Origin of the sequence: Pseudodesulfovibrio cashew, assembly GCF_009762795.1 — a bacterium.
Taxonomy (GTDB): Bacteria; Desulfobacterota; Desulfovibrionia; order Desulfovibrionales; family Desulfovibrionaceae; genus Pseudodesulfovibrio; species Pseudodesulfovibrio cashew.
The window spans coordinates 1,997,076-2,015,937 of the sequence record NZ_CP046400.1 but is presented as its reverse complement, the minus strand read 5'-3'; the positions used below and the strand labels follow the sequence as shown (position 1 = coordinate 2,015,937).

Annotated in this window: 23 protein-coding genes; 10 read left to right on the top strand and 13 right to left on the bottom strand. The window is 45.6% G+C overall.

Annotated features, from left to right (window positions below):
- Positions 1–359: 359 nt before the first annotated feature.
- Both GM415_RS08995 and GM415_RS08990 read right to left on the bottom strand, forming a co-directional pair.
- Positions 360–1,235: a hypothetical protein gene (locus tag GM415_RS08995; protein ID WP_158947479.1), complete on the bottom strand. Its 876-nt coding sequence runs from the start codon at positions 1,233–1,235 to the stop codon at positions 360–362.
- A 12-nt stretch (positions 1,236–1,247) separates the two neighbouring features.
- Entirely contained in the window at positions 1,248–2,651 is a 1,404-nt protein-coding gene (locus GM415_RS08990; RefSeq protein ID WP_158947478.1) for a hypothetical protein, read from the bottom strand.
- An 801-nt stretch (positions 2,652–3,452) separates the two neighbouring features.
- Between GM415_RS08990 and GM415_RS08985 the strand changes: the two genes are divergently transcribed.
- Complete coding sequence (locus GM415_RS08985; RefSeq protein ID WP_158947477.1) at positions 3,453–4,415, top strand: hypothetical protein; 963 nt, start codon at positions 3,453–3,455, stop codon at positions 4,413–4,415.
- Between the two features lie 355 nt (positions 4,416–4,770).
- On the opposite strand, the gene GM415_RS08980 is transcribed toward GM415_RS08985, so the two are convergent.
- The 9 genes from GM415_RS08980 to GM415_RS08940 form a co-directional block, all read right to left on the bottom strand.
- On the bottom strand, positions 4,771–5,748 hold the full coding sequence (locus tag GM415_RS08980) for a hypothetical protein (protein WP_158947476.1): 978 nt from the start codon (positions 5,746–5,748) through the stop codon (positions 4,771–4,773).
- A gap of 59 nt (positions 5,749–5,807) precedes the next feature.
- Positions 5,808–6,278 carry a hypothetical protein gene (locus GM415_RS08975; protein ID WP_158947475.1) on the bottom strand — a complete coding sequence of 157 codons (471 nt, stop codon included), beginning with the start codon at positions 6,276–6,278 and terminating at the stop codon, positions 5,808–5,810.
- 144 nt (positions 6,279–6,422) lie between these two features.
- Complete coding sequence (locus GM415_RS08970; protein ID WP_158947474.1) at positions 6,423–7,454, bottom strand: tyrosine-type recombinase/integrase; 1,032 nt, start codon at positions 7,452–7,454, stop codon at positions 6,423–6,425.
- 481 nt (positions 7,455–7,935) lie between these two features.
- Positions 7,936–8,727, bottom strand: coding sequence for a hypothetical protein (locus GM415_RS08965; RefSeq protein WP_158947473.1), 792 nt, complete (start codon positions 8,725–8,727; stop codon positions 7,936–7,938).
- Positions 8,728–8,780: 53 nt separating this feature from the next.
- Complete coding sequence (locus GM415_RS08960; RefSeq protein WP_158947472.1) at positions 8,781–9,320, bottom strand: hypothetical protein; 540 nt, start codon at positions 9,318–9,320, stop codon at positions 8,781–8,783.
- Positions 9,321–9,449: 129 nt separating this feature from the next.
- A complete protein-coding gene (locus GM415_RS08955) occupies positions 9,450–10,079 on the bottom strand; it encodes a hypothetical protein (RefSeq protein WP_158947471.1) in 630 nt (209 codons plus the stop codon).
- Positions 10,080–10,195: 116 nt separating this feature from the next.
- The gene (locus tag GM415_RS08950; protein ID WP_158947470.1) at positions 10,196–10,585 is read right to left on the bottom strand and encodes a hypothetical protein; all 390 of its coding nucleotides are present in this window, start codon (positions 10,583–10,585) and stop codon (positions 10,196–10,198) included.
- A gap of 376 nt (positions 10,586–10,961) precedes the next feature.
- On the bottom strand, positions 10,962–11,528 hold the full coding sequence (locus GM415_RS08945; protein WP_158947469.1) for a tyrosine-type recombinase/integrase: 567 nt from the start codon (positions 11,526–11,528) through the stop codon (positions 10,962–10,964).
- A gap of 1 nt (position 11,529) precedes the next feature.
- Complete coding sequence (locus tag GM415_RS08940) at positions 11,530–11,736, bottom strand: hypothetical protein (RefSeq protein ID WP_158947468.1); 207 nt, start codon at positions 11,734–11,736, stop codon at positions 11,530–11,532.
- Positions 11,737–12,097: 361 nt separating this feature from the next.
- Between GM415_RS08940 and GM415_RS08935 the strand changes: the two genes are divergently transcribed.
- The 4 genes from GM415_RS08935 (at position 12,098) to GM415_RS08920 (ending at position 14,486) form a co-directional block, all read left to right on the top strand.
- Positions 12,098–12,571, top strand: a complete 474-nt coding sequence (locus tag GM415_RS08935) for a hypothetical protein (RefSeq protein WP_158947467.1) — start codon at positions 12,098–12,100, stop codon at positions 12,569–12,571.
- A gap of 90 nt (positions 12,572–12,661) precedes the next feature.
- A complete protein-coding gene (locus GM415_RS08930; protein ID WP_158947466.1) occupies positions 12,662–12,802 on the top strand; it encodes a hypothetical protein in 141 nt (46 codons plus the stop codon).
- A gap of 157 nt (positions 12,803–12,959) precedes the next feature.
- On the top strand, positions 12,960–14,060 hold the full coding sequence (locus GM415_RS08925; RefSeq protein ID WP_158947465.1) for a DnaB-like helicase C-terminal domain-containing protein: 1,101 nt from the start codon (positions 12,960–12,962) through the stop codon (positions 14,058–14,060).
- A 75-nt stretch (positions 14,061–14,135) separates the two neighbouring features.
- A complete protein-coding gene (locus GM415_RS08920; RefSeq protein WP_158950847.1) occupies positions 14,136–14,486 on the top strand; it encodes a replication protein in 351 nt (116 codons plus the stop codon).
- A 167-nt stretch (positions 14,487–14,653) separates the two neighbouring features.
- Here the strand turns inward: GM415_RS08920 and GM415_RS08915 are convergent, their stop codons facing one another.
- Positions 14,654–14,821 carry a hypothetical protein gene (locus GM415_RS08915; RefSeq protein WP_158947464.1) on the bottom strand — a complete coding sequence of 56 codons (168 nt, stop codon included), beginning with the start codon at positions 14,819–14,821 and terminating at the stop codon, positions 14,654–14,656.
- Positions 14,822–15,072: 251 nt separating this feature from the next.
- Positions 15,073–15,393 carry a helix-turn-helix domain-containing protein gene (locus GM415_RS08910; RefSeq protein WP_158947463.1) on the bottom strand — a complete coding sequence of 107 codons (321 nt, stop codon included), beginning with the start codon at positions 15,391–15,393 and terminating at the stop codon, positions 15,073–15,075.
- 163 nt (positions 15,394–15,556) lie between these two features.
- Here GM415_RS08910 and GM415_RS08905 point away from each other — a divergent pair, with 163 nt between their 5' ends.
- From GM415_RS08905 to GM415_RS08885, 5 genes are all read left to right on the top strand, one after another.
- Entirely contained in the window at positions 15,557–16,183 is a 627-nt protein-coding gene (locus tag GM415_RS08905) for a hypothetical protein (RefSeq protein WP_158947462.1), read from the top strand.
- A gap of 138 nt (positions 16,184–16,321) precedes the next feature.
- Positions 16,322–16,966 (top strand): hypothetical protein, encoded by a 645-nt coding sequence (locus GM415_RS08900; RefSeq protein ID WP_158947461.1) that lies wholly within the window; start codon positions 16,322–16,324, stop codon positions 16,964–16,966.
- A 135-nt stretch (positions 16,967–17,101) separates the two neighbouring features.
- A complete protein-coding gene (locus GM415_RS08895) occupies positions 17,102–17,518 on the top strand; it encodes a Ros/MucR family transcriptional regulator (RefSeq protein WP_158947460.1) in 417 nt (138 codons plus the stop codon).
- Positions 17,519–17,692: 174 nt separating this feature from the next.
- Positions 17,693–17,989, top strand: a complete 297-nt coding sequence (locus GM415_RS08890; protein ID WP_158947459.1) for a DUF2958 domain-containing protein — start codon at positions 17,693–17,695, stop codon at positions 17,987–17,989.
- Between the two features lie 379 nt (positions 17,990–18,368).
- Positions 18,369–18,815 carry a DUF1131 family protein gene (locus GM415_RS08885; RefSeq protein ID WP_158947458.1) on the top strand — a complete coding sequence of 149 codons (447 nt, stop codon included), beginning with the start codon at positions 18,369–18,371 and terminating at the stop codon, positions 18,813–18,815.
- Positions 18,816–18,862 lie beyond the last annotated feature (47 nt).

The window sequence follows — 18,862 nt, the reverse complement described above, 5'->3', positions numbered from 1 at the left end:
CCCCGTTTTTCTTGGGATACGCGCCCCGTGAAGGTGACGGGAAGCTCCTGACACAAGCCGGGGAAGCGTAAGCCAGCCCCGGCCTGAATATCCGGGATGCGTTAACCTGGGCTCGGGTGCACATTGGTCATGGCGGGAAAAGTTCCCGCACCTGGTTCGCTACCGTGTTATGTCACGACTCCTCTTGATCACATCCTGGCCATCCGGGGCCAAGAAGCTCCAACTGACACAGTAAAAGGGTTCAGAGTTGTTGCTTGAACCCTTAATCTTATTGTGGTGGGGCTGAGGAGAATTGCACTTTCCCCGAGGAACCAGAATAAAGCCCCGCCTTAACGGGCGGGGCTTGCAAAGAGCTATTTCTACTTATTGAGAAACTCTCCAACCACTATATCCTTGTTTACCAAGGAGGGGGTTGGGTTGTATTTTGCGTTGATGTAGAATTTAGATCTTAAAGAGCCAGGCGTAAACTGCGCCTCAATCAATGCGACACGAAATCCATGGCTTTCAAGATAAATAGCTTCTTCACCTATTACGCTTCGGCCATTCTTGTACCTCGCCATAACTACGGAGAATTTTGACCATGGAGCCAACCTGTCTTTACAAAAAGCCAGTATGGTATAGTCCCCTTTCTTGAATCCTTGGGCGTCTGATTTTTCAGAATTTAAAGGAATAGCATTTTGAATAGCGTACAAATACAAGTCAGCCACGTTCTCAATGTCGTCAACTAGGACCTCGTGCAACTCACCGGGAAGGATGTAAGCTTCCACAACAGGAAAAGACTGAGTTCTTGTGACCGCAGAGCTATTAAGAATAGTCATTCCCTGTTTGGTAATAGTGTATTGTACCTTGAATTGAACCCCTGCCCGACGGTCGATGACATCCTTAAACAGGAATGCACCTTCCAGCAAAGCAAGAGCGGTATCTTGCCCGGTAGAAACAACATTGTACCCTGTAAGAATCGTGTTGGTTAGTTCAAATCCGGCATATTTGAAGTCCTTCTCACCAACAGAATGTTTACCAGCTGGATCAAAAGTCGCATTTAGCTGGACTTCCTGACCACGCAATCTGTTGACAATGGCTGCCATCACCTGAATTTGGTCCTCGGTGTAATCATCTTCAGATATAGGAATAACAGTCGGATCAAGTTGAGACCGATTTATGTTAGTATTGGAAGATACGCAACCAGTCATGGAAGCAATCAGGACAAGGATGATAAGCGATATTGTTTTTGTCACTTTTGTCTCCATCTATTTCATTACATTGTGGCCGCCACGAGTGGTAACGGAGCCGTTGTATCCACCCATGTCAACACCACTGATGCTTCTGGACCTGGGGGCAACCTGATTGTCCATACTACGATTAACATGCTGCCCTGCGACATATCCAGCAAGTTGCTTTGCGTAGCCTAACGCATCCTCTTCCTTGCTGAAGATGTCTGCAGCGGCCCCCTTGACATTTTTTGAATTTGAAAAAGGATTACCGCCACCGGCCCGGTTAGTCACATAGGAAACCCCGCCCTTTTTAACAACTTCTGCAATGATTCCCTTCCAGTCAGCTCCCTTTTTGTTGGCCTCAGCCCCAGCTCTCAATCCGTCCAGAGTGGTGCTCCAGCCCCAACCGACGCCGGGCACAAAAGACAAAGCATTTTGGCTTGCTTGGCCGGTTTCATCAACAGCTTCCAATGATTTTTCAACTACGTACGCCTCATCACCCTTCTGCTTTTCGTATGCTCCATAATCTTCATTGGCCTTTTGAACGAAGCCTAAAAGCGCGTCTTCATCCATGCGCATTGAAAAGTTGTTATCCGTAAGATTCCTTAATCCCTCTTGAATCTCATCCGGGGCATTACTCAATATTTCGTCATACCTTTCTTGAGAGACAGGCTTGTAGTTTTTAGTCTTATTGTACGCTTCAGCCATTTGCTTGGCGACTTCCTTATCTTTATCACTAAGATTGGCTGTTATCTCATCGAGTTGATCCTGGGAAATCTTGCCGGTTGGGATCTCGTTTGTGTCGTCCTCACCAAGCGGAGCCTTTGCTATTGCATCCGCAACGTGTTGGTCAGTTGGGTCAACAGCAGCTTCTTCCGGTGAAGCCGGATTAGAACCAGTCTCCGGAGCAGGATTTCTTGGTCCTATGGACTCTTCTTCGGGGGTACTACTGAAATCCCATTCAATCTTTACCCCGTAAATTGATTCATAAACTCTTGAGAATTCCTCCAATTCGGCTCTAGAGGCCTGCACCTGCTCTTCTGCCATATGATCTTCTGCATTCCACTCTTCCTCTTCGGCTTGCAAACTCTCTTCGCCAAGAGGCTCATTATTCATCCACATGCCAGTCATCAGGAACTCTAGGACGACGTAATCTGGGTCCGCAGGGTCCACATACCTATTGCGAGGCATTGATAAGGCATCCTTTTTCCTTTGAGCGAGAAAACTATTCACTTCAGATTTGTGCTTTTTGACTACTTCCTTGGTCCAGCCATCTACTTCTACCATGTTGCCACTCATTGACGAACCATCATTGCCGCCGCCACCTCCATCGCCGCCGCCTCCATCGCCGCCGCCATCCAACGCTGCAGCTGGCAAGGCAACCAAAAGGAACAAACAAAAGGATACAACAGTGATAACTTGTCCAACAATTCGTGACATGAATAAATCCTCATAATGAAAAGACATCTACTCCATACCCCCAACAAATTTTTTCTTGATTACATCGAATCAGCTGAAATGACTATATCAATATTTTCCCTATTCATAATGATCCAGTGAGGAAACACTTGCATCCGATTATTCCACTATAAGCCGGTTCCCACTAAAGATGAAAAGAGGTCTTCCCGATACCAAACACTAACTCTCTTATCCCATGGGCTGATATTTATAGCGATTCGCTCAGTCATCCATATGAAGACAGACTATGCCGGAGACACGCTCCAACACGCCAAAGAAATGATTGCTCACAAGAAACTGAGGACGGCAGATCGATATGCCCACGTAAAAGCAGCCAGAAACAACCAAATCCAAACGACTCTGGGCTCTCATTACGCGATTTAGTCGGAAGCAACGGACACATAGCGGACATATTCCTGAAATCCGCCATCAGGCACGAAAAAAGGGTTCCAAGTATTCACTTGAAACCCTTAACTTTCTTGTGGTGGAGCTGGAGGGAATTGAACCCACGACCTCTTGAATGCCATGCATGGAGACAGGCGGGTAAGACTTGAAATACTTTGACTTTTTATTTTGAAGTCAACAGGAAATCGGTGATTTGAGGGTGGTGTTATAGGGGTTTGGTTCACCGGATGGTTGACCAAAATTTCCATGTGTTGTCAGCCTGCAAATTTCAAGACCCCAACTGAAAATACACATGGCGGACTCAAGACAAGGCATTGCCCTCGACTTCTTTCAAGTGTATAGGCTATCAAATACATTAATATAATATTTGGATTAATTATGAAACGCCCAGCAGCACTCTCAGAATCACATAACAGAAGATTTCAAACACTAAAAAAGCAACTCTTAACAGCTTGCGCCATTGGAGATGTAAACGGAGGGAAACTAGTCGCTAGAGATTTAAAAAATCTTTTACTCCCAACGGGTCACCATACAAAATACTACGAAATGCTCCTCAACCTATGCGAAATGCTCATACTAAAAAAGGAGTATGGAACAGCTAATGGCTATTTAGAGCGAATAGTCTCCACAACAAAAGAAAGCACTAGGCTATTTCAAGAAGCAAGTTTTTTATTGGCGATAGGGAAAATGCACAGTCACGATCTTGATGGAGCAGAAAAATATTTAAGAGCTTCATTGCATTCTACGGCAATAAAGGACCCAACTCGTCGAAAAGAGTTTCTAAAAAGAATATCTCAGCGATTTGAAGAAGAGTCTCTAATTGCATCTCTTGGCGCAGGTGATGTGAGCATCGATATCGACAAGATCATCGCACAAGTCGAAAAGAATTTCGTCTCAAACATAAGCGATGACGAAATCATGGGAGAAATCGGTAGAGTGGTGCCACAACAAGCTCTCGAGTTCGTTAAGCGTATGTCAGATATGGCGAACCGACAACTAACACACCATGAACGGAAAATGCTGCCTCCACCGCCAGCAAGCAAAGACATCATTAGAATAGGACAAACGACGTTCGCAGCTTTGTCACGAAGGCTATGGCTTTCGATTTGCCCACCTGAATCCAAGTTCCAAATGGCCTTAGATGCCGCTCAAGACCCTAAAACAATAGTAATCGGAATAGTTACGGAATTGACAAGCCAGGGGTTTGGCTTTCCTGCAACAATGGCCCTGGCTGGAATCAGCACCTATCTTCTTAAAATAACTATAAATGGATACTGCAAAAAATTTCAACCTACACCAATTATGAAACACCGGTACGAACGGACCAAAAACGAACCATAAGCACCGGCTAAAACCAATCCCACCTCATACATCCTCAAACACAATTCATACACGTCTTTAATCAGTGATCTCGAACACTTTGGTCAACAACCGGTTGACCACTTGGTTCACCACCAACAGAAAAAGGACCGGCTAGCCTATCAAACTAACCGGTCCTTTTTCTTCAGAAATATGGTGGTGGAGCTGGAGGGAATTGAACCCACGACCTCTTGAATGCCATTTTAGAATACATTATCTAACTGCATAAATTTATTACATAAATCTTATCCCCATATACCCGCAGTGTATACTCTGGGACCGATTGTATATTTTTTGTATACCTGCGACACGCCACATCAACTCCTTACAATCACAGCTACTTAAAAAGCCTGGAAAAAAATGACCTTTTGCTCAACACCTCTTCTTGGGCAAACACCGAATATGCCAAAGGCTCGTTGATGATATCAGCGTTTCTTGCGAGCATCGGCCCAACAGCTCCCCCGAGAGCAAATAAAGGAGCTGCTGGAGGAAACGCATAAGTTCCACCAGCACCGACGATTGGAACCACATACTTATAAGTAATGTTTTTCCAGCTTCCTTTGAGGGCGTCCTTTATCTCTTCAACCTTATCCCCTATGTTAGCTAACGCTCTTTCCAGCACTCCTTCATAGTCACCATCTGCCTGAACAGCACCCCGAATAGTATCAACTTCCTTTTCAACAAAATGCCTAAAACGCTGCAACAAATCTCCATTGTGCAATTTGAATGTAGCCAACTCCTCAACAGAGATTTGTTGATCCGGCAATGGGAAAAGGAAACCAAGTAAATCTTTCCGAATCCTATTCCTTTCAGATGCCACGTTAAACTTGGGGCCGAACAATTTTGAAGTAATGGGGTCTGCGTCAACTCCTTCACAATTGGAAATCTCGCGCGCTATAAAGGCCATAAAATGGTTGGCGATCTGCTTAGGCATCCTCACCCAATACCCATCAGAGGCTTCTGCTGCCCCTAGGGCAATCAGTCGTTCAGATATCCCTTGTAATTTCTCAACATGTATATCGGAAACGAAGCCCCCAGAAAGTAGCCTGCGCCTTCTTGATTCGGAGCTTAAAGCCCTCTCTAGGCTATCGGCATACTCTTCCAATCTTTTGTGCCTTACATATTGTGCTGGGAATACAGGTTCCACCAACTCATGCTCCAATAAACGCCGCATGAACCCTGAATGTTTTTCCGGTTGATAGGCATATTCCATGGGCACAATCGAAATCACTTTATCCCAATATAGAAATGTTTGAAGCAACCACTTCTCGTTTGGGACATCAATATACGGATAGTACAAAGCATTCGACTTCATAACGACCTCAATTTACGGCTTCTGTTGAGCACACCGAATACCCCACCCACGGCATTGGATCAATCTATATAATCTTGAATGTCGTACTCTGCCTTCGTATCAATGCCCCACACTGAAGCACTACGCCGATAAAGCTCCGTCCCAAAAACAGTCACCATCTCAGCCTTCCCTGATATGAAAGTCATGTGCATATGGTTCACGATCTCCCACGGCAACCACATGACTACTTGAAGCACTTCTTTGTACTTGTCGATAATTCCGATGAACTCTTGCACCCGCCCCTCTTCGTCAACATAGATTCGGACATCGACCGGATTACCAACCTTGACCTTTTTACTCTGTGTGAAAGACAAATGCCCTCGAATGTTAAAGGTTGGAATGCTGCTCATCTCAACTTGTTTGTGTCCTTTCGGGCCACTCAACGTCGATGAGTATTGCACCTCGGCAAACCATTTCGCATTTTCCCGCATGTCGATCACATAATCTGCATGGATTTTACTCGGATCAATCCTCTTTTTCTTTGTAGCCATAGGCACCTCCAACATGGCGTATTTATGACTTTTCCCTACACCAAGCGCACCCTTATGGCTAATGATTTGTCGGATTTCAGAACGTATAAAAAGAGGCCTCTCAGTTACTTTCTGAGAGGCCTTTTTACCTTTTCCTATGGTGAATTATTTGATCAGCTTCGGCTTGGACTCGATAGCTCGTCGCCTCTCTCCGTCGGTCTCATGGTAGTAGGTGTTCATGATCATCCTGAGGGAAGTATGTCCGAGGATATTGGCTACTGCCTTTGCGTCAGCCCCATTTGCTAGAGTCATCGATGTAAACAAATGTCTGATCGTATACATGCAGACCGACTTGTCCAACTTGGCTTTCTTCTTGGCTCCCCTAAATGCAGACTTAGAGCTTTTGATTCGCTTCCCTCGGTACTCGATCAAATAATCTGTCTTCGCTTCGGCATGCTTCGCTTTGAGCCTTTCCTTAAACTCATCGCTGATAGGAATAAATCTATCGCTAGACTTTGTTTTGGTTCCCCTGACTCGTATTTGGTTTCGTTCCCAATCAACGTCCCTCCAAAGCAACCCAAACAGTTCACTTGGCCCAGGCCTCGCCCCAAGCTCCCACATGACATCTAAGGCGAATTGAAGATGGGGAGACGAGTTGTCATACAGCCTACGGAAGTCATCAAGAGACATATTCAGTTCTCTCGGTTTTTCCTGCTTCTTTACCTCGGACCACCACTTTTTCATGGGGTTCCTTGGTATGTACTCCATCCTCACACCAAAGTTCAGAATGATGTTGAGGTAATCCATATAGCGATTTTGAGTGGCAACGGCTTTGCCATCGTACAAGGCATGTACCTTCTCAAAATCTTTGGGACCAAGCTTGAAGATCGGCTTTGGAGCCAGAATGGGCAGCCACTCTTTATTCAGCTTGTCGCAGACTAGGTTAAGGTAACTGGGGTCTCGCTTCTTACGCTTCTCGTGGTTGATATAAAGTTGCGCCAACTCGTCCAGGTGGACCTCTGCTCTGTTAATGGGCGTCTGCTTGATTTTTGATTTCTTGACTTCGAGGTCCCTAAGCTTGGCGTTCTTCTTACCCTCTTCACCCCTCCCGAAGTATTCTTTAACCGGGCTTTTCTTGCCGGGGAGCCTGTACTGGCAGTACCAGACTCCCGTCGATTTGATCTGACCTACGCTCATACTTCGACCGGGATAAATCCCGCCCTCTTGCGCTCTGCCCTCACAGCGAACTCGGATGGTGAAGCCATGAAGTCATCAAGGTCCGTTATCTTGTAACGATTGAGCTTCGGCCCATATTTCGGCAGTTGATACCCTTCGGTAATCCTGGCGAAGTGTCGCGGGCCGTACCCGCAATATGCTGCTGCATTTTTGAGGTTAAGATATTCCGGTCGAATCATCTGTCGCCCATAAGGAGCCCTCTGCGCAGTGCTAGTGACGCATCCGGCTCAAGCCATCAACATTTTGATTTTCACTCGTCATAGTGACGTCCTCCTTGATTTCGGAGCAAATTATTTTGCTCTATGTTACAGATATTTATATGGAAAAAATTCAAGTGTACACAGATACACCGAATGAACTCAGGGTTTCTTTAAGCTTTCTTCGCATCTCCCAATATACAAAAGCTGTCGAGGGCCTCGCCCTCGACAGCTATCAAATGCTGTTAGAGAATCTCACCTACAACAACTTTTTCTATTATTGGGGTGTAGTACGTCGAGAAAAGAGCATCTAACAACTTTCCCTGAATGCATTCACAGTGAGTGTCATCGCCATATTTCTGCTCAAATGCGTCGTGATCCATAACTACATAATCAAAGAGGAAGTCATAATCAGGAGAATCATATATTGCACTTATAATGGTATTGTGCCAACTTTCTTCAAACCAAACTCGACTACCAATACACCTTGTTTTATTCATATTGTATATAACATACTCAATCTCTTTGTTCGAAACAATATTAGTATAGCAACAATTTAATATGGCCATATCAACCAGCACATTTGATTTTCCTCTATCGCGAAAACCATCGGGCTCGTATAAATTCCCACCTGTCTCTGCGACAGGAAGCCCTCCATGGTATAACACAACGTTCATATGCTCATCGCCAAAATATACGACTGCACCATTTAATGATGACTTCCTAATAAACTTATTAAATCCTTCCCATGAGGACTCACCAATGATCTTTAAGTTTAATCCAGATATTTTACCCTGATCATTTTTTGACACCCAACACAAACCCCTAGGCATTTCTTTTGGGATCAACTCTACCCCTTCTACCTTAGCATTTGAGCGCCCGATAATTCTATTTAGCTTAATCAACATATCTCTTTCTTTTTCAATTTGCTCTCTAAAATCCCAGAATAAGTTTTTGCCATTTAAGTTTTTAGAAACAAAATCTTCAATATAACTATTGTCATCAAAAACAACATGTATACTAATGTCGTAACCCATAATTTTATCCTTTTAATGTATTCACAAATTATTTCAAAACTTCACATTTCAAATTAAAAACCAAGTTTGCACTCAACCATCAAATCAAGGAAATCAAAATAGTGATTACCTTCGTAAACAAGATCACCGTCTTCATTAACAGTCATTGTTTTAATTTTATCTGGATTTAGATACTCTAGATAAGTTTCAAGAGGATTCTCATCTTCTTTAAAATCGACCCACCCGCAAAGTATTGCGTGCTCTAATTCGTCGAAAAGATCTATCTCATCAGCCGTAAACACTTCCACAGAAGGCATATGTTTATTTTGCGGAGACACCCACGCTTCATCTGCCTCACAATGATGTAAAGTAGCATACTCATATTGCCAGTTCATTCGAACGCAGTACTCTTTTCTCCCCGCAGCGTTGTACCCGATGACGTAAGCGTAGATCACAGACGCGAACCAATCACACCCCTCACAAGCATCTGTCGCGAGAGCCCCTTTTTCACACCTTTGGGGAGATCTGAACGTATAGGCCGCACCATAGAAACCATTGGGCTTATCCCAATATCCCTTCTTCCCAACCACATAATAATTAATATTTTTTTTCATTACTCTTTTCCTATTTTTTGGACGTCAGCGAAGACAATGCATCAGCTGCTGCCGCATTCATTTCATTCGTGCTTTCGCACGGGATACCCCCCAAAGAAGGGGAATCCCCAATGTTAAGAGTACCAAGTACTAGAGGGCTTCGAGTCGCTGAAGAATCTCTTTTTCCTGAGGATCGAAGTTCTTGGCCTGTTCGGTTTCGTAAGCTTCAAGAGCCTCTTCATGGGTCAGTGGAATCCACTGAATATCTACCGGGAGGTCGGCTTTTTCGAGTGCGTCAAGCACCTGCTTCCTGTAGCGATCCTTCTGCTGGTAAAACTCCACACCCGCGCGAACTCCCACGGACATGTCCTTGAGACGTTCAAGTCTGAACATTCTCTCCGTGGCATTGCCATTGACAAACCATCTGTCATGAAATGCCTTAAAAAGGCTTTCATGAACATCTCGTTCCTCTTCGGACATCACTTCTGAATATCGAAGCTGCTCTGATCCGTTAAAAAGCTTTTTGTGCTCTTCAAAACTCGGATCAGCTGAGAACATCTCTCCGTCCAAACATCCGTAAAGGAGCGGTTCCTTTGCTTTCAGCTTGTAAACGATCGATCCCCAGAAACCGCCTTCAGCGTGGATTGAGAGATACCCGTAGATATATTCAACGTTGTCCACTGTCTTCTGCATGTAAGCAGTGCCACCGATGAAGCGGGGATTATCTGGAAAAAGCTTAATCCTCTGATCAGCTAAAACATAATGATATATTTTGTTCATCGTATATCCTTTTGCTTGTGTGCTATTAGCAGCTAGTCACTTAAAATTCAAAAGCACTGGCTGCAACTAGTTCGGCTACGAAGGGGTGCCACGGGCACCCCTTCGTCAATCGATGCCTATTGGTGACTAGGCAGGCTCATAACCAACTCGCCATCTTCAAAACCGTGTACTTCAAGAGCCACAGGTGCTTCCCTAACAGGGAGCTCTGCAAGCCCTCTAATAGTGATCAAGGCATTGGGGCGATTGCCGACGGTCTTTCCGAGCCTCCTGGCCCCAGGAGTCCCTTGACTAACTTTCTTGAAGTAGAATTTCTCCACTTCGTCATCGAAAGCTACGGTAACGTAGTCTCCTTGCTTGGCCTCCAATTTCATGAGGCCTTCGAGGTTGAAACGGAAGGTCGTAGAAAAAGTTTCCTTACCGTTGACGTTCTGGAGCTTGCTGCAATAGGCGATATCGCCCACTCTATTAGAGCTAGCTCGACGTGTGAAAAGTATTTTCTTTGCCATGGTATTTCCTCCAGGCTGTAATAATTTAATCTGGCGAGTCACTCAGGACTCAATCTTCAACCGATGGACCGAGGCAGAGGCTTTCCAAGCGTGCCGGTGAGAGCTCTTCACGTGGTCATGAGACCAGTATGAATTCACGCCACGAAAATATAAACAAAGCCTCATTTCATGGCCTCACAAAAATAAGGTAACATGCTTGAATAAAAGGAAATAAAAAATAACTTTTTTTTCAACCGACTTCCGTCAGTTGGTAATTTTAGGCTCAAAATGGCACAAATTACGGTGAAGAACGACTAGCCAAACAAGGGTAAAACAATGACCCCAAAGACACTTTGTCCTAGGGGCCATTGGGTAAAATTGATGTGCGCTGTTTCAGCTATATTTCGTGCATCATGATATTCGTAATTTCTTCTGGCTGAACGCCAATATACCGCATTGTCACAGACGGATTTGAATGATTATATCGCTTGCACAGCACCTCGAAGCCGACCCCGAAATGAACACGTTGGATATAACCGAACGTCTTTCGTAGAGTCCTGCCTCCGTAATTGCCTTTCAAATTGATAGAGCAAGCCCAAGCCTTCACCATACGGTTGACCGCGCAAAGCGTCAGAGGCTTCCCGGCCTTTCTTGACCGAAACAAGTAGCTATCAGGCTCCACACCCGTCGAATCAAAGTACATCTTCAAAGCCCGATCAACTTCCCTGTTAATGACAAGAAAATTTTGCTTCCCCGTTTTTGACTCCGTAATTTCGATCGAAGCTCCCACTTTTCGTCCTTGGAATTGGCGAACCTTGAACTTCAATAAATCCCCCAACCTGATACCGCTATTTATCCCCATGACGAACAACAGGTAATCTCTAGGTTTCGACAAAAGCATCTGCTTGATTGAGCGAATATCCTCAAGGCTCTTAATCGGATCGACTGCTCTAGGAATTGCCATTTCATTCTCCCAGCACGTATTGAGATGCCCATTCATCGAACTCTCGGCCATCCACAACCATAAGCTCGCCTCGGTGATAACTGCCGATCTCTCCCGACAAATCGAAGTGGACTTGAACAAGATTCCCATAAAAATCGATAACCGTGCCATATTGCTCATCATCAAGATAAATTGATGACCGAATCAGGACCTTGTCGTTAATCTCCATGCCAACTCCATCTTGAATGTAAAGTTTCTTACATTTCAGATATATAAAGTTGACATTCACTCGTAAACGGAATTGTTGTCGAATCCTAAGTTGTTGTTTTCGTTACTTGAATCATTTCAATGTCAACTCTTTACAAAGAGTTGCCTTTCATCACGATTAAACATCATGATTTCAGGGCATTGAAGATGTCATCGAGGTCCTAATTGTAACTCATGACAATTCTCTAAATCATTATTCCACAATACTGCTTGTCAGGTCGCGTCCGTCGAAGACGACGCTGTCCTGACAACTGGCAGCTTTGCTGCCAGACAGTGGTTGAAATAATTATGACATGAATTTTCAAGTGTAATGAATATATACAGTGGTAACGAACATCGAAGATGTTCGTTGCAAGATGCGGGTGACGCATCTTGCTCATTGGGGGTTAATTTCTCTTGTTTGGTTTGGAGACTTGGCCCCGAAGGGGACTAGGCTTCAAGCCCCTTATTCCTTTTTATCTTTATTAAACAAAGTGCCAAAAGAGTACTGGATAGTGGTCGGAATGAATATTTCAAGGGTCAATATTGTCCCTTTTAGGGGACATTTTGATTCAAGTAAAAATTTGAATAATTTCGGCGGTATAAAACTTTTTTCCGTTTTTTTTTGCCCCAAAAGCCGTTTTTGCCGTCAAATCCTTATAAGTAGTAGTGGCTGGCAATTCTGCCGCCTCGAAACCGTTGGAGATCATATGAAAAAAGGGAAATTCAAACGAGTGGGAATCCGAGAGGAACTCCACCAGCAAATGAAAGCTCTGGGAGCCATGAAACGGAGTGAGTCTGCAACAACTCATCAATGAAGCTGTCCTAGAGTTTTTGGTATGGCAACAGTCCCAACTCAACGAGAGCTTGGGCTACAAGAAAGAAACAGTTTAACGGGAGATCGACTTATGAAATCCAAATTGAATGACGAGCAGGTACAAGCACTGATTATTACGAGATGTGAAACTGATGAAAAGTTCGCTAATGAAGTCTTCAGGTTCTTAGAACCAGAGATGCTCGACAAAGAAGAAGCACGGACTGGTTTTTAGAATCTATCACGAGCATTACCGAAACAACGATTCACTCCCCTCTCAAAGCCTTTTATACGAGCACTCTGCTAGCAATAGGCCAAAGATCAAAAAAGCTCTGAGCTACCTCAAGAGCCAACTTGAAGACTTAAACGTTGACGAGTTGAGCAGCGACCTCTTGCTCAAAGAAGCCGAATTCATCCACTGTGCTTGTTATTACAGGACAGCATTTACCCATTTGCACCAGGGATACGAAAACGCCGAGAATACACGAAACCTTGATGAACTGCTTCAGTACCATTCGGAGCTTACTAATCTTGGAGCAGCCTATTCACGCCCGGTAGTGACGAACTCGTCCCTCAACTCAAAAATGGGCAACATCGTGGGTCTTATCGCTGAGGGCAAGGACAGGAAGGTCGTTCCGACATTTTATCCTGATCTCGATGACATGCTAAACGGGGGCCTGCCTGAAAAGACGTTGACCATCCTTGCTGCCGAAGTCCATGGAGGAAAAACTCAGGCCCTTATCAACATGGCTCATCGTCAAGCACAAAACGGTAAGAATGTGCTCTGTGTCACGCTGGAAATGTCCGAAATGGACTATATGCACAGATTCATCTCCTTAATCAGCGACATTCCGCTTTACGAGTTACAGGATCAGGACAAATCACCAAGCGTTCAAAAAAGGCTATCTACCTTTCAGAGCACTTGGGCTGACAATCTTTCAGGTCAATACGGAAATATCCACATCGTGGACCATGATGACGGAGAGTTTTCGGCAGCCCAGCTTCAACAGCACATCCTGAGATATGGAAGTGACAACATTGATATCGTCTACATCGATTACCTCAACCTGATGACTCCGAGTGTACCATTCAGGGCTGCCGATACATACGCGACTGCCAAGAAGATTGCCGAGGAACTGAGGCTGCTGGCTAAAAAGATGTCGATTCCTATTGTAACAGCAACCCAGGTCAATAGGCCTGGGATGAACACGAAATTGGAAGAACTGGACATGAATTACGTCAGTGAATCAATTGGGGTTCCGGCAACAGCAGACCTTATGCTTTTTCTGGCGGGACGCGATGACTCTGGCAAGAAGCATGAGGGCGAGAAGCGATACAAGATCGTCAAGAATCGTATGGCACCGTTCACCGACTCAATAGAGTTGTTCTACACCGATGCCCATACCCTCAAAATGTATGACAGTTCAGAGATGGACAAATGGCTTAAGGATCAAGAACTAACACGCGACCTTATGAGTCGTGAAACCCTTTAAAACGGAGAAGACTGATGTCTAACCAGAAGAAAATGGAAGAGAAAATGAATGCCCACAGGCTGAAAAAGCGCCGGACTGACCAGAACCAAGTCGAAGCCTAGGCAAAGCTACAAACAGGCAAATGGGGCATATGATCCTAAAAAGTGCCATACACAATTCTACCACTGGCTCTACAATGCACTCATTGGCCGAAAACTGAGCGGAGCCGAATGGGCTATCATTATGTATATCATCCGTAACAACATAGGATACGGAGGAGCCCCTGCCATTTTCCGTCGCGATGACGTAGCAAAACTTACTGGCTATGATCCCAAAACGGTATCAAGAGCTTTTTCGGTGTTCATGAAAAAAAACATCATCATCCCCCATGAATCATCGAAAAAAGCTGTCCAAGTAAACTTCAACACCGTCGAATGGCTAGATTAGCCGATTGACATATAAGCCCGGAGAAGCAGCAAGTCTCCGGGCTTTTTCATGCCTACTCCAGCCCCTTCAGCTTTGCAGCCAGCACCTCATACGAGTTGAGGTTCTTGCTATCGACGCTCCCTAACAAAAGGCACATCAGGGCCATCACGTGATTCATTCGGTGAACATTACTTTCGGCCTGACCGATAACTCTGAACGATCCTTCGAGCTTTGGACAACACAGCTTGGGAGGACGTACCGCTCTTGTCGGCCAACAAGTCCAAAAGCTCCACTCCGTCCACTTCGGGCAGTTTGTTTTCACCATCAAGATATTTCAGCATGATCTCATCAGGCATGATCTCTCCTCGCTCCAAGGTTGATAGAACTCCTTGGTTGCCTATCTATTTATACGGACAGGGATCAACGGGAGAGCACGAGGGCCACATGAGCCACTATTTATCAGCCGAGAGGACAAGAGCAAGCAACTGAAGAGACCGCATGAGAGATCATGCGGCCTCGACCTTGAGTTCTTTCGGTGAATTAACGAGGGCAGGAATATACAACTCGCACAAGCTGTATACTTTTAACAGCGAAAGGTAGTTAGGGGTTATCTTAACACATCCGACACGAGCCGATGGACAAGACGGACCTCGGCGTCATCAGCCTTCTCCAGCAACTCACCTATATCCTTAATAAGATCAGCTCGATCTTCCAAATGAGCATTATCAAAAAGGCTCCCGATAGGAACCTCAAGGGCTTCGGCGATCATAAGGAGCTTTTCAACGGAGACGTTAAGTTCCCCACGCTCGACCTCACCAAGATACTTGCCGCTGGAGCCAAACCGCTCCGCGAGGCTATCTTGTGATAAATTCTGAGCAATTCTCAGCTCACGAATTCGACTTCCCAACCTGACCTTAAGTTCTGACATGCCTTCCTCCAATACATAAGTATAGGTGGCAAACAAGCGAACTAAACCCTCCATACGTGTTTACTTTCTTTATTTGACCACTTATAAAGGGTCAAAATGACTATTTAGACACTTAGTCTTCAGATGAAACGAGACCTCGACCTCAAACTGAAAAGGAGAAAGCATGTCTGTCACCAAGGATGAATTCGTCAAGATCATGGAGCAACGGATTGAAGCCGATCCCAACCAGCTCGACATCCCCAATGCCCGGTTGGTGAAATTCGTGAATGACTTCGTCGATACGGAGGGCAGTAAATATTTGGACTATGGTCTCATCAATTGGGGTATTGGACTCCTCTTTTGGGGCATACCGATTCTCTTTAGGCAAATTACCCCCAAAGCCATTGTCCACGAACTCGACCACGGCAAGGCAATCGACCTCAGCAAACTCTATGAGGCCAACTCAGAATGGATCGACATGGACATTAACAAGGAAATGCCCCTGTTCTTCCACAAGCTGGGTGCGATGAGTCCGAGTTGCGTCCTTCTCACCAATACGACCCTCTACTACAACATGCCGAGATCGAAAAAATCCGGTGACGCCATGCAGCAGACCATGGGCAAGATAGACATTGCCGACATCACCCAATTCGATACCAAGCCTCACTCCATCATGGATATGATCACCCTGATCGTGAACAACAACGAAGTTGGCGCATTCAATTGCAAGAAAGCTCACGGCAAGTCGGCCAACAACCTCCGCAAGTTGTTCCAATCCATCATCATGAAGAAGAACAGCCTCCTCGGATAGGTCGGCATGCGAGCGACAGCAACCCTTCTGGTCTGCCTGTGCCTAATCGGATGCACAGGCGGACAGGAGGACTCCCCTCGGCTGGCATACTTCAACGACGTAAGATGGAGTTGGTCACCGGAGACAACCGTTTTTGAATTGGACAAACAGGAATACTGCACAGCCTACCCCGATCACACCCACGGCACTCGCTTACAGATTTTCAATGCCTTCGTGGACCAATTCAAATCGGATGGCTGTGGCGAGGTTCAAGGGCTAAGCTGGAATCCCCTCCCCTTTTTCTCCTACGATGAGTGGGAAAACGACCAACTCCTATCGAAGTACCGGAAGCTCTACTGGCACATCATCGAGAGATACCAACCCACGAATGGGGATAAGGTCACTCGAAGCTATGAGGCCATCTGGCGGCTATGGAATGACTTCGTTTCGAGTTCCAGCACTCTCCAAAAGATCAATCGGAATATCATCATCTTCGACAAGGTGTATGCCGTTCCCAAAGCCGAAAGTCCGATCTTGAAAAGAGAGTTCTTTTACTCGCCGTTTTACGAGAAGACATACGACAAGGACGATACCCTAGTTGCTCACTGTGCCACTATCGACATCAATCTGTGGCCCAAAGTGCTTGCCAAAATTCAAGCCGAGTACGGCGAAGGCAAATCGAACACATGGATAGACGGAGAACACTATCTGGTGGCTTCGATTGGGGCCGATGTCCGATTATGGAATATCAATCTCGAACGACTAAGACGCTATCTGGAACAACTCCAATCCAAGCTCAAATAGACATCGAAAAAGCCCGTCCTTACCGGATGGGCTTTTTCAGTTCATGAAATGGTGTACATGCGTTCACTCGCCGTATAAGAGCAGAATAGGACGATTATATCCTTCTGAATTTACGGAACAACAAGGAGTGAAGTTATGGATTGCATGGAACAGGCAATGAAGATGGTCGAGGCACAGGCTGGTGTTCGTGAAATGACTGCCGAAGGCATGATCTCGATGGTCAAGGAAGTGAACATGGGCCTCTCCGGGATTGCCTCCGGTGAGCCTGGGGATAAGGCGCAAGAACCGGCGGTCGATCCCAAGAAGGCCATCAGGAAGAAAACGATCACCTGCGTCGAATGCGGCAAGACCTTCAAGACGATCACCAAGCGACACCTGGAAAGCCACGGCCTGACATCCGCCGACTACAAGGCGAAATGGGGATACCCCAAGGGCCAGCCGCTCTCCTGCCGGGATACGGCCAAGGCACGTTCCGAGCGCATGAAGAACATGGAGCTTTGGAAGAAGACCAAGCCCAAGAAGGCCCCGGCCAAGAAACCCGAAACCAAGTAGATCATATCACCATGATCGTAGAGGCCCGTCCGAAAGGATGGGCCTTTCATATTTCAGCGAGAGTTCAGGGCGACGCCATCGCAGAGGCCCGACGAGGCCCCGCAATTACGAGACTGATAAACCATATGGATTTTCGACAAGAACCTCCTACAAGCCACACGAGAGGCCGAAACGATGATATCCGACTACAAGGACGAGAGACAAGGCAGGATTCCCCGCTTATACCAAACCGAAAGCATCCCGGCAGAAGAAAAGCTTATCTACCACCATTTCTTCATAGGAGATTCCCACTGGTACGCAGCCGAATTCGACGGAGAGGACATCTTCTTCGGCTATGCTATCCTCAATGGAGACCTGCAAAATGCCGAGTGGGGCTACTTCTCATTGCAAGAGCTGAAAAACGTGAAATTCGGGCCTCTACGGGTCGAGGTCGATTGCTCGTGGGAGGTAAAACGGTTTCAGGAAATATAAATGGCAACCATCAAAAGGTCTGGAAATAGCATGTTCTCAGAATAGATGGAAATGCTTCCACTGAGACTATCTACGACATCATTTTGCTTGAAGGGGGCCGTTCACATTGCGGGAGGCGCAGGGGTAATCACCCCCATTTCCAGGAGGCAGCTTGCACCTCCTCCAGTCCATCATCAATACGCCAAATCCCGAGTTCCACAGACATGTATTTCCCCTAAGGAACACGGTTAGTTAATTACTTGAGCAACTGAGTTTGAATGAGGTATACATCGTTTTCGAACAAATAAAATCTAGGCGAGTGCGGCTTTTTTTTGAAGCTATATCTTTGACAACAGAAATATAAACCAAGCCGTCAAAGATGGACAAACAGGGAGCGACGATGTTTGACATTATTACCGGAACCGACCTTCTTGATAAAGCCAAACGAGAACTGACAAAGTATCAACAGCAACCGAATAGTGACAATCTTTTCAACCTGTTCGTCACGATTCGACACATTGAGGATTACGCAAAGTACAAATTCGCCACTCGAAAATCTAGAAACAAATATCACAAGAAGATTGAAGACACATTTGGCGACCTCTATCCATGGATGCTGTTCATTTGCAATAAGCAGAAACACTGCAAGGTTTCCACAGGAGTCGTAGGCCAGGCGATGGAAGGAGGCCATGTCCAATATGCATTCTCTGGCGAGATCAATGGGGCACCGTTAAACGAACTCCCTATCAATGGCGGCGATGAGTATCGCGTCGAGTATAATGGTGCCACATACGAATTAGGTCAACTAGCGGCAATGCTCATCGGTAAATGGGAAAATTTGCTTTAGTCCAAGCTCTCCCATCATCACACTGACAATATTGGCACCCATGACAT

Excerpts from the sequence above, each read along its gene's own strand:
- GM415_RS08990 (WP_158947478.1), bottom strand. The coding sequence starts at position 2,651 with ATGTCACGAATTGTTGGACAAGTTATCACTGTTGTATCCTTTTGTTTG.
- GM415_RS08985 (WP_158947477.1), top strand. The coding sequence starts at position 3,453 with ATGAAACGCCCAGCAGCACTCTCAGAATCACATAACAGAAGATTTCAA.
- GM415_RS08980 (WP_158947476.1), bottom strand. The coding sequence starts at position 5,748 with ATGAAGTCGAATGCTTTGTACTATCCGTATATTGATGTCCCAAACGAG.
- GM415_RS08975 (WP_158947475.1), bottom strand. The coding sequence starts at position 6,278 with ATGGCTACAAAGAAAAAGAGGATTGATCCGAGTAAAATCCATGCAGAT.
- GM415_RS08970 (WP_158947474.1), bottom strand. The coding sequence starts at position 7,454 with ATGAGCGTAGGTCAGATCAAATCGACGGGAGTCTGGTACTGCCAGTAC.
- GM415_RS08965 (WP_158947473.1), bottom strand. The coding sequence starts at position 8,727 with ATGGGTTACGACATTAGTATACATGTTGTTTTTGATGACAATAGTTAT.
- GM415_RS08960 (WP_158947472.1), bottom strand. The coding sequence starts at position 9,320 with ATGAAAAAAAATATTAATTATTATGTGGTTGGGAAGAAGGGATATTGG.
- GM415_RS08955 (WP_158947471.1), bottom strand. The coding sequence starts at position 10,079 with ATGAACAAAATATATCATTATGTTTTAGCTGATCAGAGGATTAAGCTT.
- GM415_RS08950 (WP_158947470.1), bottom strand. The coding sequence starts at position 10,585 with ATGGCAAAGAAAATACTTTTCACACGTCGAGCTAGCTCTAATAGAGTG.
- GM415_RS08945 (WP_158947469.1), bottom strand. The coding sequence starts at position 11,528 with ATGGCAATTCCTAGAGCAGTCGATCCGATTAAGAGCCTTGAGGATATT.
- GM415_RS08940 (WP_158947468.1), bottom strand. The coding sequence starts at position 11,736 with ATGGAGATTAACGACAAGGTCCTGATTCGGTCATCAATTTATCTTGAT.
- GM415_RS08930 (WP_158947466.1), top strand. The coding sequence starts at position 12,662 with ATGAAATCCAAATTGAATGACGAGCAGGTACAAGCACTGATTATTACG.
- GM415_RS08915 (WP_158947464.1), bottom strand. The coding sequence starts at position 14,821 with ATGCCTGATGAGATCATGCTGAAATATCTTGATGGTGAAAACAAACTG.
- GM415_RS08910 (WP_158947463.1), bottom strand. The coding sequence starts at position 15,393 with ATGTCAGAACTTAAGGTCAGGTTGGGAAGTCGAATTCGTGAGCTGAGA.
- GM415_RS08905 (WP_158947462.1), top strand. The coding sequence starts at position 15,557 with ATGTCTGTCACCAAGGATGAATTCGTCAAGATCATGGAGCAACGGATT.
- GM415_RS08895 (WP_158947460.1), top strand. The coding sequence starts at position 17,102 with ATGGATTGCATGGAACAGGCAATGAAGATGGTCGAGGCACAGGCTGGT.
- GM415_RS08890 (WP_158947459.1), top strand. The coding sequence starts at position 17,693 with ATGATATCCGACTACAAGGACGAGAGACAAGGCAGGATTCCCCGCTTA.
- GM415_RS08885 (WP_158947458.1), top strand. The coding sequence starts at position 18,369 with ATGTTTGACATTATTACCGGAACCGACCTTCTTGATAAAGCCAAACGA.